Annotated in this window: 22 protein-coding genes and 1 pseudogene; 8 read left to right on the forward strand and 15 right to left on the reverse strand. The window is 34.4% G+C overall.

Going from position 1 to position 20,816, the window contains the following annotated elements:
* The first annotated feature begins 20 nt into the window (after nt 1-20).
* Nucleotides 21-1,349 carry an IS4-like element ISWosp9 family transposase gene (locus tag AAGD66_RS03815; protein ID WP_341814420.1) on the forward strand — a complete coding sequence of 443 codons (1,329 nt, stop codon included), beginning with the start codon at nt 21-23 and terminating at the stop codon, nt 1,347-1,349.
* A 36-nt stretch (nt 1,350-1,385) separates the two neighbouring features.
* Here AAGD66_RS03815 and rmuC read toward each other — a convergent pair whose 3' ends face one another.
* The 6 genes from rmuC to AAGD66_RS03840 form a co-directional block, all read right to left on the reverse strand.
* Nucleotides 1,386-2,717 carry a DNA recombination protein RmuC gene (gene rmuC, locus AAGD66_RS03820; protein ID WP_151807714.1) on the reverse strand — a complete coding sequence of 444 codons (1,332 nt, stop codon included), beginning with the start codon at nt 2,715-2,717 and terminating at the stop codon, nt 1,386-1,388.
* Nucleotides 2,718-2,973: 256 nt separating this feature from the next.
* On the reverse strand, nt 2,974-3,144 hold the full coding sequence (locus tag AAGD66_RS07010) for a DDE-type integrase/transposase/recombinase (protein WP_080717647.1): 171 nt from the start codon (nt 3,142-3,144) through the stop codon (nt 2,974-2,976).
* A gap of 255 nt (nt 3,145-3,399) precedes the next feature.
* Nucleotides 3,400-3,546, reverse strand: coding sequence for an IS3 family transposase (locus tag AAGD66_RS03825; RefSeq protein WP_080717648.1), 147 nt, complete (start codon nt 3,544-3,546; stop codon nt 3,400-3,402).
* Nucleotides 3,547-3,605: 59 nt separating this feature from the next.
* A complete protein-coding gene (locus AAGD66_RS03830) occupies nt 3,606-3,737 on the reverse strand; it encodes a hypothetical protein (protein ID WP_255356260.1) in 132 nt (43 codons plus the stop codon).
* Nucleotides 3,737-3,871: an IS3 family transposase gene (locus AAGD66_RS03835; protein WP_007548354.1), complete on the reverse strand. Its 135-nt coding sequence runs from the start codon at nt 3,869-3,871 to the stop codon at nt 3,737-3,739. Before AAGD66_RS03835 ends, AAGD66_RS03830 begins: the two co-directional genes overlap by 1 nt.
* 105 nt (nt 3,872-3,976) lie before the next feature.
* Nucleotides 3,977-4,687 (reverse strand): class II aldolase/adducin family protein, encoded by a 711-nt coding sequence (locus AAGD66_RS03840; RefSeq protein ID WP_264723686.1) that lies wholly within the window; start codon nt 4,685-4,687, stop codon nt 3,977-3,979.
* Nucleotides 4,688-4,967: 280 nt separating this feature from the next.
* On the opposite strand from AAGD66_RS03840, the gene AAGD66_RS03845 reads away from it, so the two are divergent.
* Nucleotides 4,968-5,591: an AAA family ATPase gene (locus AAGD66_RS03845; protein WP_155969020.1), complete on the forward strand. Its 624-nt coding sequence runs from the start codon at nt 4,968-4,970 to the stop codon at nt 5,589-5,591.
* Here AAGD66_RS03845 and tsaB read toward each other — a convergent pair.
* From tsaB to AAGD66_RS03860, 3 genes are all read right to left on the reverse strand, one after another.
* The gene (tsaB, locus tag AAGD66_RS03850) at nt 5,586-6,170 is read right to left on the reverse strand and encodes a tRNA (adenosine(37)-N6)-threonylcarbamoyltransferase complex dimerization subunit type 1 TsaB (RefSeq protein ID WP_264723684.1); all 585 of its coding nucleotides are present in this window, start codon (nt 6,168-6,170) and stop codon (nt 5,586-5,588) included. The genes AAGD66_RS03845 and tsaB overlap by 6 nt on opposite strands.
* Nucleotides 6,170-7,300, reverse strand: coding sequence for a cation:dicarboxylate symporter family transporter (locus AAGD66_RS03855; RefSeq protein ID WP_320157053.1), 1,131 nt, complete (start codon nt 7,298-7,300; stop codon nt 6,170-6,172). Before AAGD66_RS03855 ends, tsaB begins: the two co-directional genes overlap by 1 nt.
* Before the next feature lie 138 nt (nt 7,301-7,438).
* Nucleotides 7,439-8,428, reverse strand: a complete 990-nt coding sequence (locus AAGD66_RS03860) for a ribonucleotide-diphosphate reductase subunit beta (RefSeq protein WP_155969016.1) — start codon at nt 8,426-8,428, stop codon at nt 7,439-7,441.
* 131 nt (nt 8,429-8,559) lie between these two features.
* Here AAGD66_RS03860 and AAGD66_RS03865 point away from each other — a divergent pair, with 131 nt between their 5' ends.
* From AAGD66_RS03865 to AAGD66_RS03875, 3 genes are all read left to right on the forward strand, one after another.
* Nucleotides 8,560-8,898 carry an outer membrane protein assembly factor BamE gene (locus AAGD66_RS03865; protein WP_006279908.1) on the forward strand — a complete coding sequence of 113 codons (339 nt, stop codon included), beginning with the start codon at nt 8,560-8,562 and terminating at the stop codon, nt 8,896-8,898.
* A gap of 334 nt (nt 8,899-9,232) precedes the next feature.
* Entirely contained in the window at nt 9,233-9,643 is a 411-nt protein-coding gene (locus tag AAGD66_RS03870; protein ID WP_151807722.1) for a transposase, read from the forward strand.
* A 49-nt stretch (nt 9,644-9,692) separates the two neighbouring features.
* Nucleotides 9,693-10,181, forward strand: coding sequence for a transposase (locus AAGD66_RS03875; RefSeq protein WP_341814421.1), 489 nt, complete (start codon nt 9,693-9,695; stop codon nt 10,179-10,181).
* A gap of 169 nt (nt 10,182-10,350) precedes the next feature.
* On the opposite strand, the gene AAGD66_RS03880 is transcribed toward AAGD66_RS03875, so the two are convergent.
* Entirely contained in the window at nt 10,351-10,971 is a 621-nt protein-coding gene (locus AAGD66_RS03880) for a hypothetical protein (RefSeq protein WP_006280120.1), read from the reverse strand.
* Between the two features lie 172 nt (nt 10,972-11,143).
* Between AAGD66_RS03880 and AAGD66_RS07015 the strand changes: the two are divergent.
* The 3 genes and pseudogenes from AAGD66_RS07015 (at nt 11,144) to recO (ending at nt 13,096) form a co-directional block, all read left to right on the forward strand.
* Nucleotides 11,144-12,167: pseudogene (locus AAGD66_RS07015) on the forward strand (PDDEXK nuclease domain-containing protein).
* 76 nt (nt 12,168-12,243) lie between these two features.
* Nucleotides 12,244-12,390 (forward strand): hypothetical protein, encoded by a 147-nt coding sequence (locus tag AAGD66_RS03895; RefSeq protein ID WP_007548499.1) that lies wholly within the window; start codon nt 12,244-12,246, stop codon nt 12,388-12,390.
* The gene (gene recO, locus AAGD66_RS03900; RefSeq protein WP_182309188.1) at nt 12,374-13,096 is read left to right on the forward strand and encodes a DNA repair protein RecO; all 723 of its coding nucleotides are present in this window, start codon (nt 12,374-12,376) and stop codon (nt 13,094-13,096) included. Before AAGD66_RS03895 ends, recO begins: the two co-directional genes overlap by 17 nt.
* Before the next feature lie 137 nt (nt 13,097-13,233).
* On the opposite strand, the gene AAGD66_RS03905 is transcribed toward recO, so the two are convergent.
* The 5 genes from AAGD66_RS03905 to AAGD66_RS03925 form a co-directional block, all read right to left on the reverse strand.
* A protein-coding gene (locus tag AAGD66_RS03905; RefSeq protein ID WP_341814422.1) for an IS630 family transposase occupies nt 13,234-14,093 on the reverse strand; the annotation gives its coding sequence in 2 pieces (ribosomal slippage) (nt 13,234-13,769 and nt 13,769-14,093; 861 coding nt in all).
* Nucleotides 14,094-14,126: 33 nt separating this feature from the next.
* Nucleotides 14,127-14,384: a hypothetical protein gene (locus AAGD66_RS03910; RefSeq protein ID WP_264723730.1), complete on the reverse strand. Its 258-nt coding sequence runs from the start codon at nt 14,382-14,384 to the stop codon at nt 14,127-14,129.
* A gap of 52 nt (nt 14,385-14,436) precedes the next feature.
* Complete coding sequence (locus tag AAGD66_RS03915; protein ID WP_264723731.1) at nt 14,437-15,819, reverse strand: PleD family two-component system response regulator; 1,383 nt, start codon at nt 15,817-15,819, stop codon at nt 14,437-14,439.
* Nucleotides 15,791-16,087 carry a hypothetical protein gene (locus AAGD66_RS03920; RefSeq protein WP_151807733.1) on the reverse strand — a complete coding sequence of 99 codons (297 nt, stop codon included), beginning with the start codon at nt 16,085-16,087 and terminating at the stop codon, nt 15,791-15,793. The genes AAGD66_RS03915 and AAGD66_RS03920 overlap by 29 nt, the downstream gene beginning before the upstream one ends.
* 4 nt (nt 16,088-16,091) lie before the next feature.
* Nucleotides 16,092-20,816, reverse strand: coding sequence for an NAD-glutamate dehydrogenase (locus AAGD66_RS03925; protein WP_265041245.1), 4,725 nt, complete (start codon nt 20,814-20,816; stop codon nt 16,092-16,094).

A 20,816-nucleotide genomic window follows, 5' to 3' on the forward strand; every position in this document is an offset into this window, starting at 1 on the left:
TATGAATGAGAGAACTTACAATGGACAGAATAGCTTGCTTATCAAAAGACCTCAATGAATTCTTTAATGAAAAAGCAGACGAAATATCAATTGCAGTAGGTTTTATAAAAAGAAAGAGAAAACTTAATGGCTCATCATTCATAAAAGCTATGGTTTTTGGTAACATAGGAGTTGATGATTGCAGCATAGAAACAATGTGCCAATTGCTAAATGAAGACTCGATAGAAATTACAAAACAGGGTTTAGATTTTAGGTTTAGTGAAGAAGCAGTTGAGTTCATGAAAAAAATGTATAACGAAGCTTTGTGTTTATTTAAAAAAAGTCTACAGATTGATTGCAAAATTTTACAGCAATTTGGAAGCGTTAAATTATTGGATAGCAGCTACATTAGCCTGCCCAGTAGCATGGAAGATATGTACAAAGGATATGGCAGTAGCTATAGAGATTGTGAGAATAATACCAAATCAGGAATAAAGCTACAGTTAGTCTTTGATTACCTGAATCAAGCGCTAGATAAGTTAAATTTTATGGAAGGAATAAGGTCGGATCAAGGTTATAGGGATTATCTGAACGGTTTATCAGCCAATGATTTGCTAATATTTGACTTGGGCTACTTTGTGCCTAGTTCTTTTAAACAGATTGATGAAGCAGGTGCATATTTTGTTAGTCGTTATAAGTCTGATACCAATATATATGATATAGAAACAAATCAAAAAATAGAGCTATTGGAGTATTTAGAAGGTCAATTATCTTCAGAAAAAGAAGTATTATTAGGAAAGGAAGTAAAAATTAAGGTAAGAATTATATGTCAAAAGCTAACTGAAGAACAGTCTATGGCTAGAAGAAGAAAGGCTAATAAATTAGCAAAGTCACATGGATATACATCTTCTCAAAAGAATCAAAAGTTATTAGATTGGTCAATATTTATAACTAATGTTCCAGAGAGTAAAATTAATGCTGAACAAATATTGACGGTTTATAGAGTAAGATGGCAAATCGAATTACTATTTAAACTATATAAAAGTCATATCAATCTTGATAAACTAAAAGGAAAGACAAATCCATTTAGAGTATTGTGCGAGCTACACGCAAAATTATGTGCTATTCTCGTATTTCACGAAATGGTTGGCTGTGTAAAACTAAAAAAGAACACGGAGCTCAGTTTAACAAAGGCATTTATTGAATTGAAAAGGCGGGTTAGAGAGCTCTTTTTGATATTAAACAATATTGTCAATAATTTAAAAATTTTTCTAAAAAAGCTTACTATAATCTGGTCAAAGTTTTCTTTGAAAGACAGATATAGGAAGACCAGGGTATCTACTTTAAGCTCTCTACATTCCTTAACTTGACGCGTATGGTTTATTTAACACTCCCTGTTAAGATGCCTAATCTACTTTCAGCTCCTCAGTATGTAAACTGCGTGGTAAAGACTCTAATTCCTTTGCAGCACTTAAACTTTTATTTTTTGCATGTATACCAAGCTTATTGAATTCTCGAGCAGCAGGAAACACCCTTGCTTCAAGAGAGCCAGCAGTTTTATTATAATGATCAACAGCACTTTTTAAGCTCCTGCGCAAATTATCAAAGTTTTCACCCATTGTGCAAATGCGCTCATATAAAATATGACCTAGTTCACTGATTTTCTTTGCGTTTTCAGCTATCATCTCTTGCTTCCATCCATACGCTATTGCTCTCAGCAACGCAATTAGAGTGATCGGTGTTGCAATGATCACTTTTTTTTCCACTCCAATCTCTATCAAAGCAGGCTCATATTCCAGTGCTGCGCTAAAAACCCCCTCCCCTGTTAAGAAAAGCACCACAAGTTCTGGCGTATTTTCAAATTGATTCCAATACTCTTTTTTACCCAAATCATTTATGTGTTTTTTTATTGCCAGGGAATGGTTCTTTAATTTCTCCTTTTGTATTTGCAAATCATTTTGTGATATAGCATCCATGTAAGAATCAAGCGGCACTTTAGCATCTATTATTATTTGCTTTCCAGATGGCATTTTGATTATTAAATCAGGACGCAATAAATTATCCTCGTTTTTATCAATCACTGACGGCTGAGTAAAAAAATCGCAATACTCAATCATTCCTGCCATTTCTACCACTCTTTTGAGTTGCATTTCACCCCATTTGCCCCTAATGTGAGGTTTCCTCAGGGCATTAGCAAGGTTGGAAGTTTGGTTCATCAGCGCTCCAATTTGCTCCTTTAAACCTTCATAGGCCCCTACCCTCTCCTTTTCTAGCTCACGTATTTCATTATCGAATTTTTCTAATTTTTCTTTTATTGGAGTTACAACTTCGTTGATCGTTGCTTGTCTTTTTTTGAAATCGCTTTCCGTTTCTTTTAATTTACTATCGATTACTTCCTTTGCTAAGTTCAGAAAATTATTGTTATTTGTTTGCAAAGCATCAAGAGAGAGCGCTTTAAAAGTGTTTGTTAATCTCTCCTCTGCTTTTGTTAGTAATTCTATTTCCTTTTTCTTTTCCTCACGTTCTTTTTGCAGAGTTACTTCAAGTTCTGCTTTTTTGACCCTTAAATCAACTATTTCTTCATTCTTCGTAAGCAAAGTTTGCTTTGTTTCTTGAAGTTCTTGCTCTAATTTACATAAATTACCCTCAAGGTTTGCTTTCTTTTCGCTCAGTTTTTTTACGATAATGTAGAAAAATAGTAATAGAGAGACAACCAGAGCTATAGAATTGAAAAGCATCAGAATAAAAAAGCTGTATTTACAATTCTATATGATTTTTGTGTGTATAAGAAAGAAAAAAGGAGCACCTAAAGAGGTGACCTTACCCAGAAAAAGTAGAGAGAAAGTTAAGACGTTTTTATCATGAGAATAAATTGTGCAGGAATGCAATAGTTAATAGTAGAATGTCTACGTTATTTGTTATAAAAGATTTCTATGTATTCAAATATGGCAGTTCTGGTTTGTTGAGCGAGAAGTATCAATAAGCAGCTCCCTTTTAAGTGAACTTTTCTGCAACAGAGTTATCGTAACAACAGCCCTTATGGCTCATGCTGGAAATGATGTTTTTTGTATTCAATAGAAATTGGTAATTTTGAGAGGTATACTGTGACCCTTGATCGCTATGTAACAGCAGATTTTTATCGGGCTTGCGTTTATCAACGGCCATCAATAAAGAATCTATAACTAATTATCATGTTACTCATTAACCACCATGCGTGAATATAGGTCAATTATTGCCGCCAACAACCTTCTTTAGTTTTTATGTAGGTAATCCCAAACTTTATTTGGCTGATCAGTAGTAAAATTTTGATCCAATGTGTTCGGAGCCACAACTCGGTTGCTTATTTGCTGTTTTTTATTTTTGAACCTTCGTCTAAGCTTGGCTTTAATGCCATTTTCTTGCATAACACTTTGTACTGTTTTAATTTTTGCCTAAAGCTTTTAATTCAGCGTGAATTTTAGGGGCTCCATATCTGCATTTAGAAGCTTGATGTATTTTTTGAATATCTGCTAGAAGCCCTTCTTTTGCTAATTCTTTACTGCTTTTTTCCTTAGCAACCCATACCACCAGTACAAAACCCTACATAGTTCCTGTGTTTTATAGCAATTTCTATATAAAAGAATACTTTACTCTTTTTCTTTGCCCAGGGCTTTTTTTAAGATGTCTCTTTCTCTTGTTAGTTCTTTTTTTAGATCAAATCTTTCTTTGTCATAAGGAGCCTTTGCCTGGAAATGCGTATGCTCCAGACATTTTTCCATCATATTTTCTTACTTAACATACTGCCATCTATACCTAGATCTTTTGCTATTTTTGTACTTGCTTGACCTGTTTCTTTAACCAGCTTAACAGCTTCTAATTTGAATTCTGCTGTATATTCTCTTCTATTTGTCATATTTTGAAAAAACGTTTTATTTTACTCCAAAAACGTCTTAACTTTCTCTCTACTTTTTCTGGGTAAGGTCACTACTTGGATGACAGATAGTAGTGCGAAAGTCTCTTACAACTTACTTTTAATTAGTCTAACCCATGCGTGCCAATCCCTCTCACCAAGATTGCTTTCAAAAGATAGGAGATCCTTTACAGCTTTTGAGCAAATTTCTTCACTTGGAATTGATAACTCCTTATTCATTGGTAACGTTAAACATTGAGTTTTGCACGCTCGTTCTAAATGATATGTGTAGAACATTGCTTCTTGTATAGTCCGACCACACGTTATAGATCCATGATTACGCATTAACATGACAAAATTTTCTTTCAGATCAGCTATTAACCTCTTTCCTTCTGTATCGCTAAGTGCTAGGGAATTATAATTATGGTAAGAGATTTTATTGTAAAAGTGCAGTGCCCATTGACTTATAGGAAGCAGCCCATCTTTGAGAGAAGAAACCGCTACAATAGAAGGTGTATGCAAGTGAAAAATTGCTTGAATATCTTTCCTTGCTTGATAAACAAAACCATGAATTATATAGCCAGTTCTATTATATTGATATTCTTTGCCTTCAATTACATCTCCATCAAATGATACTTTCATTAACGAACGTTCATCTACTTCATCAAAACGCATACCAAACGGATAAATATAAAACGACTTTTGATCTTCAGAACGCACTGAAAGGTGAGTATATGTATGATCATCGAACTTAAGGTAGGACAAAATCTGATAGGCATAGACTAGATCCCTTTTTACTCTGCTCTTTGTTAACAACACAATCCTCTGTTAGAATCTTCTGAAGGTTTATACGCGAAAAGAGACTTGTAGTAAACTAATAAGTCTATGCCACTCTGTCTTGCTTTCTGAATACCAAACACTTTTGTGTTGTAGCTTGCTTAAAAATAGTTATCGTTATTATAGAGTTTATATACAGAATTTATGTTTTTAAATTATATAATATCTTAACTACAAAAATAATTTTCTATATAATATTTCATATGTTTTAAAGCTTCATTTTTATGTTATTATAAATGTAAGTTTCAAGATTGAAAATAATATGGTAAATATTAACACAAAAAAACAGCCAGCAGGATTTTTCATATATCTCTCTGGTCTTTCGGGAAGTGGTAAACTTTCCACAGCAATAGAATTATCTAATATGATAGACGCATTAATTGTAAATAGCAAGTTCTATAACAATGTTCAAGCTTGCTCTATATACGATGGTGTCTTTGAACGTGATCAAATACCTAAAGAAGTTCAAGATAGAATATATGGCATTATGCAAATTATGCTTCAGGTAATAGAAAATTATCCGATTCACTCAAAAAATTACATATTTATTGATGAGTTGATGGAAAATAATGACCAGAACATGAGGATGTATGATTCAATAGTAAGGCTTAGTAAAAAAATGAACACAGAAATCCTTCCTGTGGTACTTAGGTGTGATCTACCGACATTACAAAAGCGTATTGCATTAAAAAGGCAAAGAAAAAATAGGAAGGTGATTAATCTAAATAGCATGATAGAGCAATGTAGGATTAACAATTTATTTACACCACCGAGTGCTATAGAGATAGAAAATTCAAATATGAGTATAAAAGAAGTAGCTCAAGAGATAGTAAACCAGATGCACAAGCTTAGCCAAATTGCGTGTATGCAAAAAAATAGTCTATAGCAATTTCATATACTGAGGCTCATTTAAATATAGAGCTTCAACTTCATTTAATTTTTGCTTGTTCTTCAGTCTATAATGAACTAATAGCCCTGCATGGCTAGCATTTAAATTGCAATCCATATGTGTACTGCTTGTAGCGTAACCAGGGTCACATGCTGCAGTTGGAACAGACAGCGGCAATAAATTGAAATCAAATAACTGTGTATAAAACCCTTGAGCATTTTTGATTATAGCTCTGATATTTTTTTTGCTATTTGCACAAAGCAAAGATATTGCGTAGGCTTGAACTTCCAGCGCACTAACCCCGTATAACGGCTTATTTGTAGCAAGATTTATACCTTGTGCAGCTGATATACCAACTCTAATTCCAGTGAAACTTCCTGGTCCAACTACTACCGCCAAATGATCTATTTTATCATAATTATAGTTGTGCTTATCAAATAAAGTACTTAGTATTTGAAAAAATGATTCTGCATGACTATTGCTGGTGGAATTGTGCTCTACAAAACAGTTACCATCATAATCAACTATTGCTATTGAACTACCAATACCTACAGTATCAATCGCTAAAATAGACATTACTTAAGCTTATCATAGAGTTTTGAAAATATTATAGTAAAGGCACCATTACCCATAACATTTGCTGAAGTGATTATTGGATCAAACACTATATACAATGCTGTAATTAACGAAAGCATTTCTGGAGAGAATTTGAGATATTTCTCAAGAATAGGTAGCATTACCATAATTCCTCCTGCCGGCACTGCCACGATAGCAAACTTAAATAACAAAAAATAGAGAAGAAAAGTTACATAATCTATTGTGAACAATGAATAACCGGAGGCAATTATCATTGATAATATTATGATAAAAAAGCAATCACCTACTAAATGAAAGCTAGCAGTTATTGGTACAACAGACGATGCTATGTCAGGTTGCTTTACATTTTTTTTGCTTCCTTCAAGAGTAAGTGGCATAGTTGCATTACTAGACATTGTGCTCATTGCAGTAATAAATGCCGGTATCATATTGCCTATACTAGCTATCCAGCTTGTGATCTTGAATGAATTTGCTGCTCCATATAAGAGGAAAACATAAAGGTAGGTTGCAGATGCTATAATAATGAAAATTATTGAGTAATCCTTAAATATTATAGATAAAACTTGATCATGCTGCATTTTTAAAGCAAGCCCAAGTACAAATATTGGAATAATCGGCGTCAAAAACGTCTTCAAAATAAAGAGAGTTAAATCTAACATTTTGTTCGAAAGCTCTTTGCTTTTCTTGGGTAGCAGTGTGGACACTACTATGCTGGACACAAATCCACAGGCAAGGGCATAAAAATTAGAAAGCAATGCAGGCAGCCTAAACGACCATAAGGGAACAATTGTTTCTTCATACGTTATATCTTGTATTGAATGAGTGTTTTGTATGATAAAATGCCCAACAGAATAAGCTATTAAACTTGAAGCCAGATTTGACAAGAAGATCATTATAATAAGTAACAATATGAACTTTATAGCTGACTGCTTAAGATTGTTAACACTGCTAAAGATTAACGCAAAAATAATAAAAGGCATTATAAATAGCAAAACCTCTTTTATACTCAGGCTCGTTGAGTACAAGAAGGTTTTTGCTTCCATTGGAACTAAATGACCAAAGAATGCAACTGAAGTGATGACCGTGAGTAAGATTAATAGTTGTAGCACGTTCTTATATACCAATGTCCTATGGACATATATATGGTAAGTTAGTTGTTAAGTAAAGCAAAACTGTCTAAACTGAACAGCAAATGACGTAATGAAAGTAGCTGACACTGGAATGACAAAGAAGAGTGAAATTAGCACTCACTTATTATTCGTGTCGTTTTCAGTAAAAGCCTCCTCCCATGTGCCTTGAGTTGCTGCACGGCTATACTCTGTTACTCTATTTTCAAAGAAATTCGTATGTTCCACGCCATTTAGTATTTCATCAAGCCACGGAATAGGATTATCATTAACATCATATATGGACTCAAGACCTAATTGCATTAACCGTCTGTTTGCTACGTAGCGTATGTAATTGCGCACTTCTTCTGCAGATAGTCCTTCAACGTCTCCGAAATTAAAAGCAAGCTTTATAAACTCATCCTCAAGCTCAACAATAGTGCGGCATGCAGAATATAATTCCTCTTTAAACTCGTCGTCCCAAATTTCATTATTCTCTTTAATAAATGTATTAAACAACATGATAATTGAATTGGTGTGCAAAGTTTCATCACGGGCTGACCAGGCAATTATTTGTCCCATGCCTTTCATTTTTCCAAAGCGTTGAAAATTGAGCAAAATTGCAAATGATGCGAATAACTGCAACCCCTCGGTAAATGCACCAAACACCGCTAGAGTTTTAGCTACATGTTTTTTATCGTGTTTTTTGCTTTCCTCGAATTCTAACATGTATTCATACTTCTTTCTCATAGCATCATACTTTAAGAATGCTTGATACTCGCTTTCTGGCATGCCAATTGTGTCTAAAAGATAAGAATAAGCTGCAATGTGTATAGTTTCCATATTGGAAAAGCTTGCAAGCATCATGCATATTTCCGTTGGCTTAAATATATTTGAATAATGCCTCATGTAGCAGTTATTTACTTCAATGTCTGCCTGAGTAAAAAATCTAAAGATCTGGGTTAGTAGATTTTTTTCTACACTTGAAAGTTTAGTTTTCCAATCCTTTACGTCATCAGCAAGCGGAACTTCCTCAGGTATCCAATGGATTCTTTGTTGCTGCAGCCACGCATCATACGCCCAAGGGTAATTAAAAGGTTTGTATATTGGATCTGCTTCTAACAATGACATAAGACACCTATTATTTTCTAAAGTAAATATTATATTAAGTGATATTGAGAATCAGTCAATTTAACTTTTTTGAAATTTGACGGCAGATAATTTATTAGTGTATTATAGCTTCAAGTAATTTATCAACAGAAATGCGAGTATTAATATCTTTTATTTTATTATTTACAGTGAGCTGCACTCACACTATTCACAATCACGGAGCTCCTGGCATTAGTGTTGAATTGTGGAGCAAGATAAAAGTAGGTGACGATAAAGAAAAAGTGGTTCACACTTTAGGATCACCAACATTAGTATCAAAGTTCGATGACAATGTTTGGTACTATGTCTCATATAAAATTAAACAAGCCAATTTTTTAGGAAAAAGGAAGTATAGTAGTAAGTCTCTGCAAATTTCATTCGACCAGGACGGTAAAGTTGAAGATACAAAAGAAACTGACATCTTAGAGAGATCTTTGGCTGTTTCTGATTGAAAGTTTGCTCAGATCTTCCTACGTCATACCGCGGTTCATTCCATAACTGTACGAACATTGCGATTTGGGCCTACCAGAAGGGTGTCATGAAAGTAGCTGACACTAGTTCCTTTATGACGGCAGTGCCCAGACTACTTGGATCCAGGAAACTTAATTGCAAGTAATGCATTGGGTTTGGTAAGTATGGGTTTTGCGTTATAGAATGAAGCACTTTTGGTGAATTTGTAAAGAAAACTGGATCCCAGTGGGCTTTGTTGCATCGCTCAAGTGAAAAGAACTGGCAGTTACTGACAAAATTCATTATAAATAGCCATTTAACTGTTGAAGAAAAAATATGCCACAAAAAATGAGAGTCAGTAACTGCCATGAATATAACAAATTTCTCCAAGAAAGAGGAAGCATTTTTTGTTATATCAATGACGCCATAGAAAATTGGTACGAGAATTGTCCAAAAATGCAGGGCGGCAACTATATTTATAGTGATAAAGTTGTGATTTTGGTGCATATAATCGTCAGTTTCTTTAGAATTGGTTTAAGACAAACAGTCGGGTTTATAAAAGGGTATTTGCAACAAATAGGAAGAGATTTGGCAGTTATCAGCTATTCACAAGCATCAAGAAGGTTTAAGAAACTTAATATTAAGATAAATGATTGCAGAATTGATAAAAATAATATGGAAGATATCGAAATTGCTATAGACAGTACAGGAATTAGTATATACAACAACACACAGCAAGGAAAATAGCACTGACAGAAAATATCGTGGCTATGAGCAAACGAGAAAATTGCACGTAATGTTGAATATAAACAACAAAAAAGCCATAGCTGTAAAATACAGTAACGGTGTCTACTCTGATCACTATGGAGCTTGTGATTTGCTAAAAGAAGTTGATTTTCAGCATGCCATAAAAGTACTATATGCAGATAGGGCATGTGATAGGCACAAGTTTTATAAGTTGTGTAACGAATATGATATAAAGACAAAAATTCCACCAATAAACAATGCGGCAGAACATCCAGAAATAGATTATATGTCTGACAGGAATGCTGCTATTAGGTTAATAAAATTATACGGTGAAGATGGCATGAAAGAATGGAAAAAAGAAGTAAATTATGGGAAAAGATCTTATATTGAAGGGTTTTTCTCAAGATTAAAGCAAATATTCGGATTTAGTTTTAGGAATAAATCTGAGATAAATCGAGAAAAAGAACTGCTAATCAAATGCTATTTGCTTAATAAATTCACTGATATTGGTATGGCTAAATTTGAGATAGTTACATGAATTTACCATAAATCACCATCTCATAAAGTGTGATGCAACAAAGCCATCCCAGTGTCAAGCACTGGGATGACACCATTTGTTGTAAACTCACTTTTACTCTATGGTTATACTACCTTGCTGCTATCCTGAACGGATACAGTGGGCTTATTAAATTATAGAATTACTTTAGCTATAGAATAAAATCTAGTGTTACTTCACGCCAAATGTGGTGGTGCTGAGTAGGCAAGCCGGTCAATGGGCTACATTTATATACTGCACGCATTGCATTATCTGCTATCGACCTGAAAAGTGGATTATTTCGATAGGAATCACTGTCTGCTACATCCGCCATAATTATCTCGCCTTGACTGGATAACAATAAGTTAATTTTTATATTAAAATTTTCTTTGTAAGCTATGCTTTCAGGAATGCTCCAGCATTTTGTGAGCTTTTCTCTTATAGAGTTAATAATTTCTGTTACAACTAATTCATCCTTTTTGCTCTCAACGCTTTTTTCGTTTCCTATTTCATTTTTTGCCCCTCTAACATCCCTTCTTAGTTTTTTCTCTACACTTTTTTTTCTTTTTGGAATTGGAATGAATTCTTTACCCTCGTTAATAATGACTTCTTCTTGCATTTCGATAATTTGCCTCGGTTGTGCTACAACAGTGTGCTCAACTATTTCTTTTTTCCTTTGTGGTATAGGAACAGCTAACGTATCATTCGTTTGGGCTTTTGTTGAAGATAACGAAAAAAGCAAAAAACAACATAAAGACAAAAAAAGAATATAATTCGAATAGAAAAAACGCATATGTTAAGCAGCTTGTTTTACTGGTTTAAAGCTAATATTGCACGTAAAGTCAATATATTTTAGTTGATGGACGAGTTTGAAGTCAATAAGGAATCCCTTCAAAGCTGAAGGCAAGCGAAAGATTGTCTTCTCGACAGACAAAGGAATTGTATAATGGATTAAAAGGAACCGTATGACAAAAATTATAGCAAAAGAATATACAGAATTTTTAGAGCAATTGAAGGATCATATTGCAACAAACCGTTATAAAGCAGCACTTGCAGTAAATAGTAAGCTTATTTTGCTTTACCACCATATTGGTACAGAGATCCTAAAACGCCAAAAAGAACATACCTGGGGAGCTAAGGTAATTGATCAATTAAGTAAGGATTTGAGAAGTACATTTCCAGAAATGAAAGGCTTTAGCATGAGAAATCTGAAGTATATGCGTAAGTTTGCCGAAGAATATCCTGATGTTGAATTTGTGCAGGAGCCTCTTGCACAATTAACTTGGTATCACAATATCACTCTTTTGGAAAAAATAGAAAGTCATGAAATAAGATTATTTTATGTAAAAAAAGCTATTGAACATACGTAACATTATGGTGATGCAGATAGAACTTGGCCTTCATAAACGGCAAGGTAAAGCAATTACAAATTTTAAAGAAAAACTGCCTTATCCAACATCAGATCTAGCAAATCAAACTCTTAAGGATCCGTATATTTTTGATTTTTTAAGTATAGGTAAGGATGCTCATGAAAGAGAAGTAGAAAAAGGACTCGTAGGGCATATGGAAAAATTTCTGTTAGAACTCGGTGAAGGATTTGCATTTGTTGGTAGACAATTTCATTTAGATGTTGGTAATAAAGACTTTTATATTGATTTATTATTCTATCATTTAAAGTTACGTTGCTTCGTAGTGATTGAACTAAAAGATAAGGATTTTAAGCCGGAATATGCTGGTAAAATGAATTTTTATCTTTCTGCAGTTGATGATTTACTGAAGCACTCGACAGATCAACCTTCTATAGGGTTAATCTTATGTAAATCTAAAGACGATGTACTTGCTAAATATACACTCCGAGACATGAACAAGCCAATAGGGCTAGCAGAATATCGAATAACTGAAAATCTACCAGAGAACATAAAAACAGCTTTACCGACGATAGAAGAATTAGAAGCTGAATTATCCAAAATTTCAGACGAGGAAAAGTAATGTTACTAAAATCATTCAAACAATTATTTAGCAAACCAAAAGCTCAGTATGAAATGCATCAGGCTCAGGAAGAAGAGTGGCAGCCAATAACTTACTCTCTCATAGCCTTGAAACTTTGGAAGCAAACAGTAACGGAGTAAGTGATTTTTATGGATTACACGCTCTAGGTGCACTATCCTATATATCATACGGTCAATACACTCTAAATGAGATGGAAAGATGAAGGCATCATTATAGCTGCTAAAAAATACGGCGATAAAAACTTAATTCTTTCTCTATTTACAAAAAATCATGGAAAGCGCAGGGGATTAACTAAGCTAACAAACAATAGCAATTATAAGTTTCAGATAAGTAATCTATTACATGCAGAATGGAGTGCTAAGTTACCTGAAAATCTAGGTTTTTTTAAGTGCGAATTAATCGAATCTCCATTCCATCATTTCTTTCAAGATAGGTTAAAAAGCATTACTATTGTTTCTTTCTCCTCTGTTTTAGAAAAAGTGCTTCCAGAAAGTGAACCCTGTGCCATGCTGTATGACAATTTTCGATATTTCATCGATGTAATTAAACACAACAATCAGTCTTGGCAAAGCCATTATCTTAACTTAGAGCTTCTGCTTCTTACGCAATTGGGATTCAAGTTAGACTTATCCAAATGCGCTGTAACAGGTGTTAAGGAAAATCTGCAATTTATTTCTCCAAAAACTGGTAGAGCAGTGTCAAAAAAAGTAGGAGATTATTATGCAGATAAACTCCTACCTTTTCCACAAATGTTGCATGATGTATACAATAATACCCTACAAAACAGCTACTCATTCCAAGAATTTCAGTTAGGACTGAAAGTCACAGGATATTTTTTAAATAAGTATCTATTTTTGCAGTTAAATGTGAAATTTCCAGAGCTGAGAAACCTCATGTTGTCGCTTTAATCTTAGTTATCATTTTTTTGAAATCATTTCAGAAATCTATAGCTAACCCAAGCAACACGTCATACCGCGATTCATTCCATAGCTGTACAAACATTCATTTTTGAAGGTATAGCATTTCTCATAATAGTCCGAACAGGTCATAGGAAGGCAGAATCAACAGCATGACGAAAGGATTCGAATAGAGGAATGTTTTTCCTGGCTCTGTTTTTTATAGCAAACCAATGATGCTCAATTTTGTTGAAATCTGGAGAATAAGGCGGCAGATACAAAATTTCTGCACCAACCCCTTTAGCAAGCTCGATAATCTTATCAGACTTATGAAAAGTAGCATTGTCAAGAATGACAGTCTGTCCAGGTTCCAAGATCGGTGTCAAAAATTGCTCAAACCATCCATTAAAAACATCCATATTACAGTGGCCTTCAAAGGTTAACGGAACAACTATCTTTCTTCCACTTAAGGCTGCAACCATACTGATTCGTTGAGTTTTCTTTCCAGATTTTAAGGCATAAAACCGCTGTCCTTTCTGGCAATATCCGTAGGGGTAGTCTTCGGTGTTATCAATGCCAGACTCATCTATATACACTAAGTTTTTAGGTTCTTTTGTCGCTATAATTTTCAAAAATTCAGCACGTTTTTCTTCGTTTCTTTCCTTGTATCCATATGTCTTTTTTTGCGCGTAAATCCAATTTTTTTAAGGGCTCGATAGATCGTTTGGATACTAACGTTGTTCCAAAGTTTAGCCATTTCCGATAGAGTCTTTCCTCCGTGTTCTCTGGCAAATTTGGCAAAGGTATCCCAGTCGGTAATTTTGTGATTGTAACCCCCATTTCCAAGTTTTTTTGATTGAAAGTCTCCTGTTTCTTTTCTTCTTTGCTGCCACTCCCATAAAGTAGTTCGTCCAATCTTAAATCTTGCTGCCACTGTTTCTCTGCTTTCTCCTTCGTCTAGCGCTTCCATTGCTTTTTTTCTTAAATCATAACTATATGCTGCTGGCATTCAACCTCCTTATCATCATCTACCCTTATCCTATCACATCCGGACTTTTATGGAAAGAGCTATAAATTGCACAGCAAATGGTGTCATTCCAGTGCTTGACACTGGAATCCAGAAATTTTGCTTATAACTGAGCTGATGAGCTAAAGGTAGTTGTCTTACGCTAAAACAAACGTTTTTAATTAAGTTGCATAGAAGCTGGATCCCAGTGTCTGGGCACTGGGATGACATCCCACTGGTGGGAATTGCTCCCAAACTACAACGTTCGTACAGTTGTGCGCGGTATCTCAGCATAGATTCCGCTAACGAGTAGCGGAATGACGGTTGTCGGTAAACTTAAGCCACTTTAGCTATAGCCAGTAACCACTCTATTTCTACCACTGTTTTTTGCTTTATATAAATATTTGTCGGCACGTACTATAAATTTTTTAATATCATCAAAGTCAGATCCTTGCATTTCTGCAATTCCAATGCTCACAGTTACATTATGGGTTGTATTTTTATCCGCAAGTACAAAAGGTTCTTTAGCAATAATTTTTCGTATTCTCTCCGCAATAGTATACGCATCTGATACATTGGTATCTGGCATTACAACAACAAACTCCTCACCACCAAACCTAGCTAGTAAATCTGTCACTCTGATATTTTCAGAAATTCTTTTCTGTATTTGCTTTAAAAGTTCATCTCCAGCACTATGCCCAAAACTGTCATTCACTATCTTAAAATAGTCTATATCAAGTATCATAAGAGACAACCTTCTATCCTTTTCCACAGAGTCCTTAACAATGTTTCTTAAGTGTGCATCAAAATATCTTCTATTATAACAGTTAGTTAATGGGTCCTTTATAGACATTTCCGCATTATTAAATAAATTCATTCTCAAGGCATCTTGATATCTTTTGCGTTTCACTTGCGAATTAACCCTTGCTATTAACTCACCCTCATCCAAAGGTACTGTTAAATAATCATTAGCACCTACATCAAGTGCTTTTACTAAATTGTTTTTATCATAATCCTCAGAAAGAATTAGAATTGGTGTATAACGTGTTTCCACCTTACTACGAAACCCAGAACACAAACGCAAGCCGTCAGTTTTTGAAAACTGCATATCAGAAATGATCAAGTCGTAATTATCCTTAATACCAACCTTTAATGCCTCTATTGGATCACTCAGTATTTTAATTGACCTAAAGCGTTGCTTTAGTAGATTATATATTTGCTCTGCTTGATGAACATCCTCATCTACAACAAGTATGTTAGCATCAAAAATCTGATTGGAATAATCCATAATACTGTTTCCTGCTACTCCGCCAATCTCAGCGTTGGTTTCTCCTCTTAAACGCAATTCATCTATAATCATTTTTAAGCGCGTGAGAGACTTAATTCGTGCAGATAAAGCAGTTTCGTTTATTGGTTTAGTCAGAAAATCATCCGCGCCAGCATTAATACCTTGCACTCTATCATGAGTGTCATGCAGTGCAGTTACCATAATTATTGGAATATGGGTTGTCAAGGGATCACTTTTTAGCTCCTTACAAACTTGAAAGCCATTCATCTTTGGCATCATGATATCAAGTAATATAATATCAGGCTGTTGCTTTGCTACTAAATCTATAGCTTCTTCACCATCATGAGCTACGATAACCGTATAGTACTCTGCTTTTAGTCGAGCTTCTAAAAGCTTGACATTAGATAGTACATCATCTACTACCAGAATCTTCGCTGTCATTATCTTTAGATGTATTATCTATATCGTAAGTAGGATAAAGCTTACCATTTTTACCAACTATGTAATTTACTTTCTCAGTATTACACTCTTTATATAAGTCTTCAATTCCGGCATCCTTCAATAACCTTTTGGCTTTTGACTTTGCAATTATAAAATACCTATATATAGTCTTAATAAAATCAATAAATACAGGTACCTTATTTTTATCAAGAACAATTATGCTCACTAAAGCTACAACTAAAATTTCTGAAAGACCTATATTGAACATTTTCCTATGAAGCAAGTACTTTAATCCTTCTGATTATAAATATTAATTTGCTTAAATCAAGTTTAGAAGCAACCATCTCATCTAAAAAACTATTATAACGTTCTATGTAGTCCTTATCATTACAAGCCCAGGTTTGAACCTTATCTTCGGGGTTATCAGTAGCTTTTATGACTTTAACAGCTAGCTTGTGATGGTAATTGCTTAAATCGTCCAATAAATCATTAACTAAGCTGCGATCCCAATAAGAAGAGCGGCTTTTCATCTTGATGGCAATTGTTCTAATCAGATCGAATCTTAACAGCGACTTTAACTCAAAGTATATTTTACCAGCATCAAGAATGGACAAAGATGTCTGTTCAGCAACAGATATAATATCCAGTGCATAAGTAAGAACGCACAGGTCAGCAATTTTTTTTGCTAGATCTTTATCTATATTAAGTTCCACTAAAGAAGTGTATCCATGATTATAGACCTTTAACAGGTGTTCATCTAAAACATCATGGCCTAAAGTTTCAATTGCATCTTTAAATTTTGTAACATCATCCAATTCTACAAAGCTAAGATTTTTTACTAACCAAAACGATACTCTGCCAATAAATTTCTGCACATTTCTCACTATTTGCAAGTATGAGTTAATATCAATTTTTCCATCCAATTCATCAATTTTCTGCCACAGGTTATTTAAATCATATAGGTGGTTAACAACGATATATATGTTAACTGCTTCGTGTACCTTAATTCCAGTATTCTCAACTAAATTATTAATAAATATACAGCCCATCCTATTTACAACATCATTTGCAATGCAAGTGGAGATAATTTCTCTACGAAGTTGGTGTTTTAATATGAAATCCTTAAACTCTGTTAACATCTTTTTAGGAAAATAACCTAGCAAGTAGTCATTAGATATAAGATCTTTTTCAGGCAGATCGGAATGTATAATTTTATTTTTTATTGCTGTTCTAGCATAAGACATTAGAACAGAGAGCTGAGGAGAACTGAAACCTTCTGCACCAGTTAACATCCTTGCTATCTCTTCTTCAGTTGGAAGAAATTCTACGCTTCGGTTTAACAGCCCAGATTTTTCTAAACTGAGCAGTAACCTGTGGTGCTGCTCCAATCTCTCTTTAGCTTGCAAACACTCAAGAAGTAATGCTTTTGTTTCAATTTTGTTGTGGTTCTCAAGCACTTTGGATGCAACTTCATCCACCATACTTGCCAGTATTTCATTCCTTTTTTCTAAAGAAATACCCCCTGCTTTCATAGCTGAAACAAATGCAATCTTAATGTTAACTTCAAGGTCCGAACATATCACTCCGGCTGAATTATCAACAAAGTCTGCATTGATATATCCACCTTTTTCAGCATATTCTATTCTTCCAAACTGTGTACAACCAAGATTTCCACCCTCTATAAACATAGAAGCTCTAATATCTTTACCATTCACTCTTAACTCATCGTTTGCTTTGTCACCGACCATGCTATGATTTTCACTCTTTGCCTTAACAAACGTGCCGATTCCTCCATTCCATATGAAGTCCACTTTTGCTTTCAATAGATATCTAATCAAATCACTTGGAGGTAGCATATCTTCTGTTATATCAAAGCACTTTTTTATTTCTTGAGAAATGTTTACTTGCTTACTGCTACGCTCAAATACTCCTCCACCCTTAGAAATCAAATCTTTATTATAATCCATCCAAGTTGAAAATGGTAACTCAAAGAGACGTTTACGCTCTGTGAAACTCTTTTTTGCATCAGGGTTTGGGTCAACAAAAATATGCATATGGTTAAATGCGCCGATTAAATGTATATTTTTTGAAAGCAGCATACCATTTCCAAATAAGTCGCCAGCCATATCCCCAATTCCAATAACAGTTGCATCCTGGTAAATATCCTTATTCATTTTCCAAAAATGCCTCTGTGCTGCAATCCATGCACCTTTGGCTGTAATACCCATTTTTTTGTGATCATAACCTGCTGATCCACCAGATGCAAATGCATCGCCAAGCCAAAAATTGTATTCAGAGGCTATCTGGTTGGCATAATCAGAAAATGAAGCAGTGCCTTTATCTGCTGCAACTACCAAGTATGGATCGTCTTCATCATACCTAATCACATTCTCTGGTGGAATTATTTCACCATCAACCACGTTATCAGTAATATCAAGCATTCCTCTAATAAAACTCTTATAGCACTCAACACTTTTCTCTCTTAAAGTATCTTTGTCTTTATAAACTTGCTTAATTACAAACCCACCCTTTGCGCCAACAGGGACAATAACCGCATTTTTTGTCATCTGAGCTTTCATGAGCCCCAAAACTTCAGTGCGAAAATCTTCCGTCCTATCCGACCACCTTAAGCCACCACGGGCTAATTTCCCTCCTCTTAGATGTATTCCCTCAAAAAGGTTTGAATAAATATATAATTCACGATACGGACGAGGATCAGGCAAACCATTCACTTTACTTGAGTCAAATTTTATGGATAAGTAGGGTTTATTATCTTGATAATAACTGGTCCTTAAAATAGCCATTATCAAGTTAAATATCGAGCGCAAAACGTAATCATGTGAAACATTGCTGATCTCTTTTAGAAGTTCCTCAATTTTTTCTCTGACAATGTCCGTAGTTTCTGCTCTATCAATGTCTATGTTAGGATCAAATCTTGCATGAAATAGTTGTATCAAATACTTTACTATTTTTGGATGCTCTGAGACTACCTTTTGGATATATTCTGGATTGTAGTTAAATGACGTCTGCTTTAGGTAAGCACTTAACGCTCTAACCAGAAGCACTTCTTTCCACTTGAGCCCAGCAATAATGATCAAACTATTGAAATAGTCATTTTTAATTTCCTTGCTAAACACTTTCGCAAGTGTTATTTCAAATTGCTCTTTTAGAGTAATGTTGTCTATTAATTCATCGACTCTTGACAACACAAAATGGTGTATCCATATTCCGCCGTTAATTTCTATGTAATAGCCATTATGAGATAGAATCTTAGCTCCCAAATTCTTAGTAATTCTTAATATCTTCGATAATTCAAGACCTCCATTGCTCGAAGTGTAAACCTTTAATTGATAATTAAGATTGTCACGAGTAAGTCTTAAATCGACCTCGCTAACTCTTTTTTTCCTCACTATCTCCAATTTTTTCATATCGTAATATGCGTCATGAGGTTCGAAACTCTCTTGATAGCTTATTGGAAATGCCTTGCAATAACGGATGAATATATCCTCAACAGTGCTAAAAGTATTATATAAATTGTCTATAAAACGATCTTCCCACTTTTCTGTAATGTTTCTTAATTTGTTTTCGATACGCAAAACTTCATCATCAAGAACGCTAGCATTTTTGGTCTTTAGCACTACATGCAATTTCATTAAATCATATTCATTGATAATGTGATTGTTATAAATATCTGAACTTCCTGCACTTGTCTCATCCTTCAATATGTCACGTATCTTGAACATTAGCCTAGCGCTAGCATAACGCATCGGTATCAGCACTATGCAACTAATAAAATCCCCTACTCTTCTTAAAAATAATCTGACCCTTGGTCTAATCGCAAGAGACATGATCGAAATGCAAATTTTAAATAATTCGTCTTCATTTGATTGGAATAATTCATCACAAGAGAATACTTGCAAAATAGAAATCAAAGCTTTATTGTTGTGGCCCCCGGTTACAAATCCTGCGTTTTTTTCTATAACTTTAACTTTATCTCTTATTATTGGAATAGTTCGAATATCTTGGACCTCCGCTACAGAAGTAAATAGCCCGAAAAAACGCCGTTCCTTTACCACATTACCCTGGTCATCAAATTCTTTTACTCCTATACAATTCATGTATGTACGCCGATGGACTATTGAGATTAGATCTGATCTCAATATGTATGGGGAATCAAGGTTTGCAGAAGGAATCAACGTACTTTGACCTACTCTCATCAGGCCAAGGTCCTTTTTGCTATCACAGATGAGTTTTTCATCTTTACCAGCAATATATTCTTGATAACCTAGAAATACGAAGTTATTATTCTTTAACCAAACTAGAAAATCTTTTTGCTCTTGATTTCGGTCTGGTGTCATTCCAGTGCGTGACACTGGAATCCACGTGTCCTTTTCCTGGATCCCAGCTGGGATGACAGAAAGACTTGCCTCATCAAGTTTCTTGAGCATTAAGTGCCAATCTTTCACAACGCAATTAACCGCTTTCAGCGTTTTCTGTAGAGATTCTTTTAATGTATCAACAAAGCTGTCACTTATACCTTTGATAATTACATATATGACTGACTCTTTGACTCCATTGCTTTCTTCCAAAGAGTAAATCTCGTCTATTAGGCCATCTTTTCTTTTAATGTTAATTATGCTGTTGCTGTAATAGCATATGGTTAAATCGTGCGACTTAATAGTTGCAATCACAGAGTCAACCAAAAATGGCATATCATCGTTTGTTATCTTAATCGTGGTAAAATCGCCTTCTATTCCTGGTATATCATCTATATTGCTTACTACTAACTTACTTTCATCTTTCTCTTTTTGAGAAACAAAATTGTAAGCATCGTTTACAATATATAGCAAAAACTTATCGTTAGCTTTTAGGTCGCTTTTATAAACAAAACTATAAAAATACTTAATAAATTTTTTAATTTTTTCTTTATCTTGCTGATTTTCTTGATCAGCTAACTTAAATAAAGACTCAGTGTCAACATTATGATCTATACACAT

The organism is Wolbachia endosymbiont (group A) of Dendrolimus pini (assembly GCF_964026835.1).
GTDB classification, from domain to species: Bacteria; Pseudomonadota; Alphaproteobacteria; order Rickettsiales; family Anaplasmataceae; genus Wolbachia; species Wolbachia pipientis.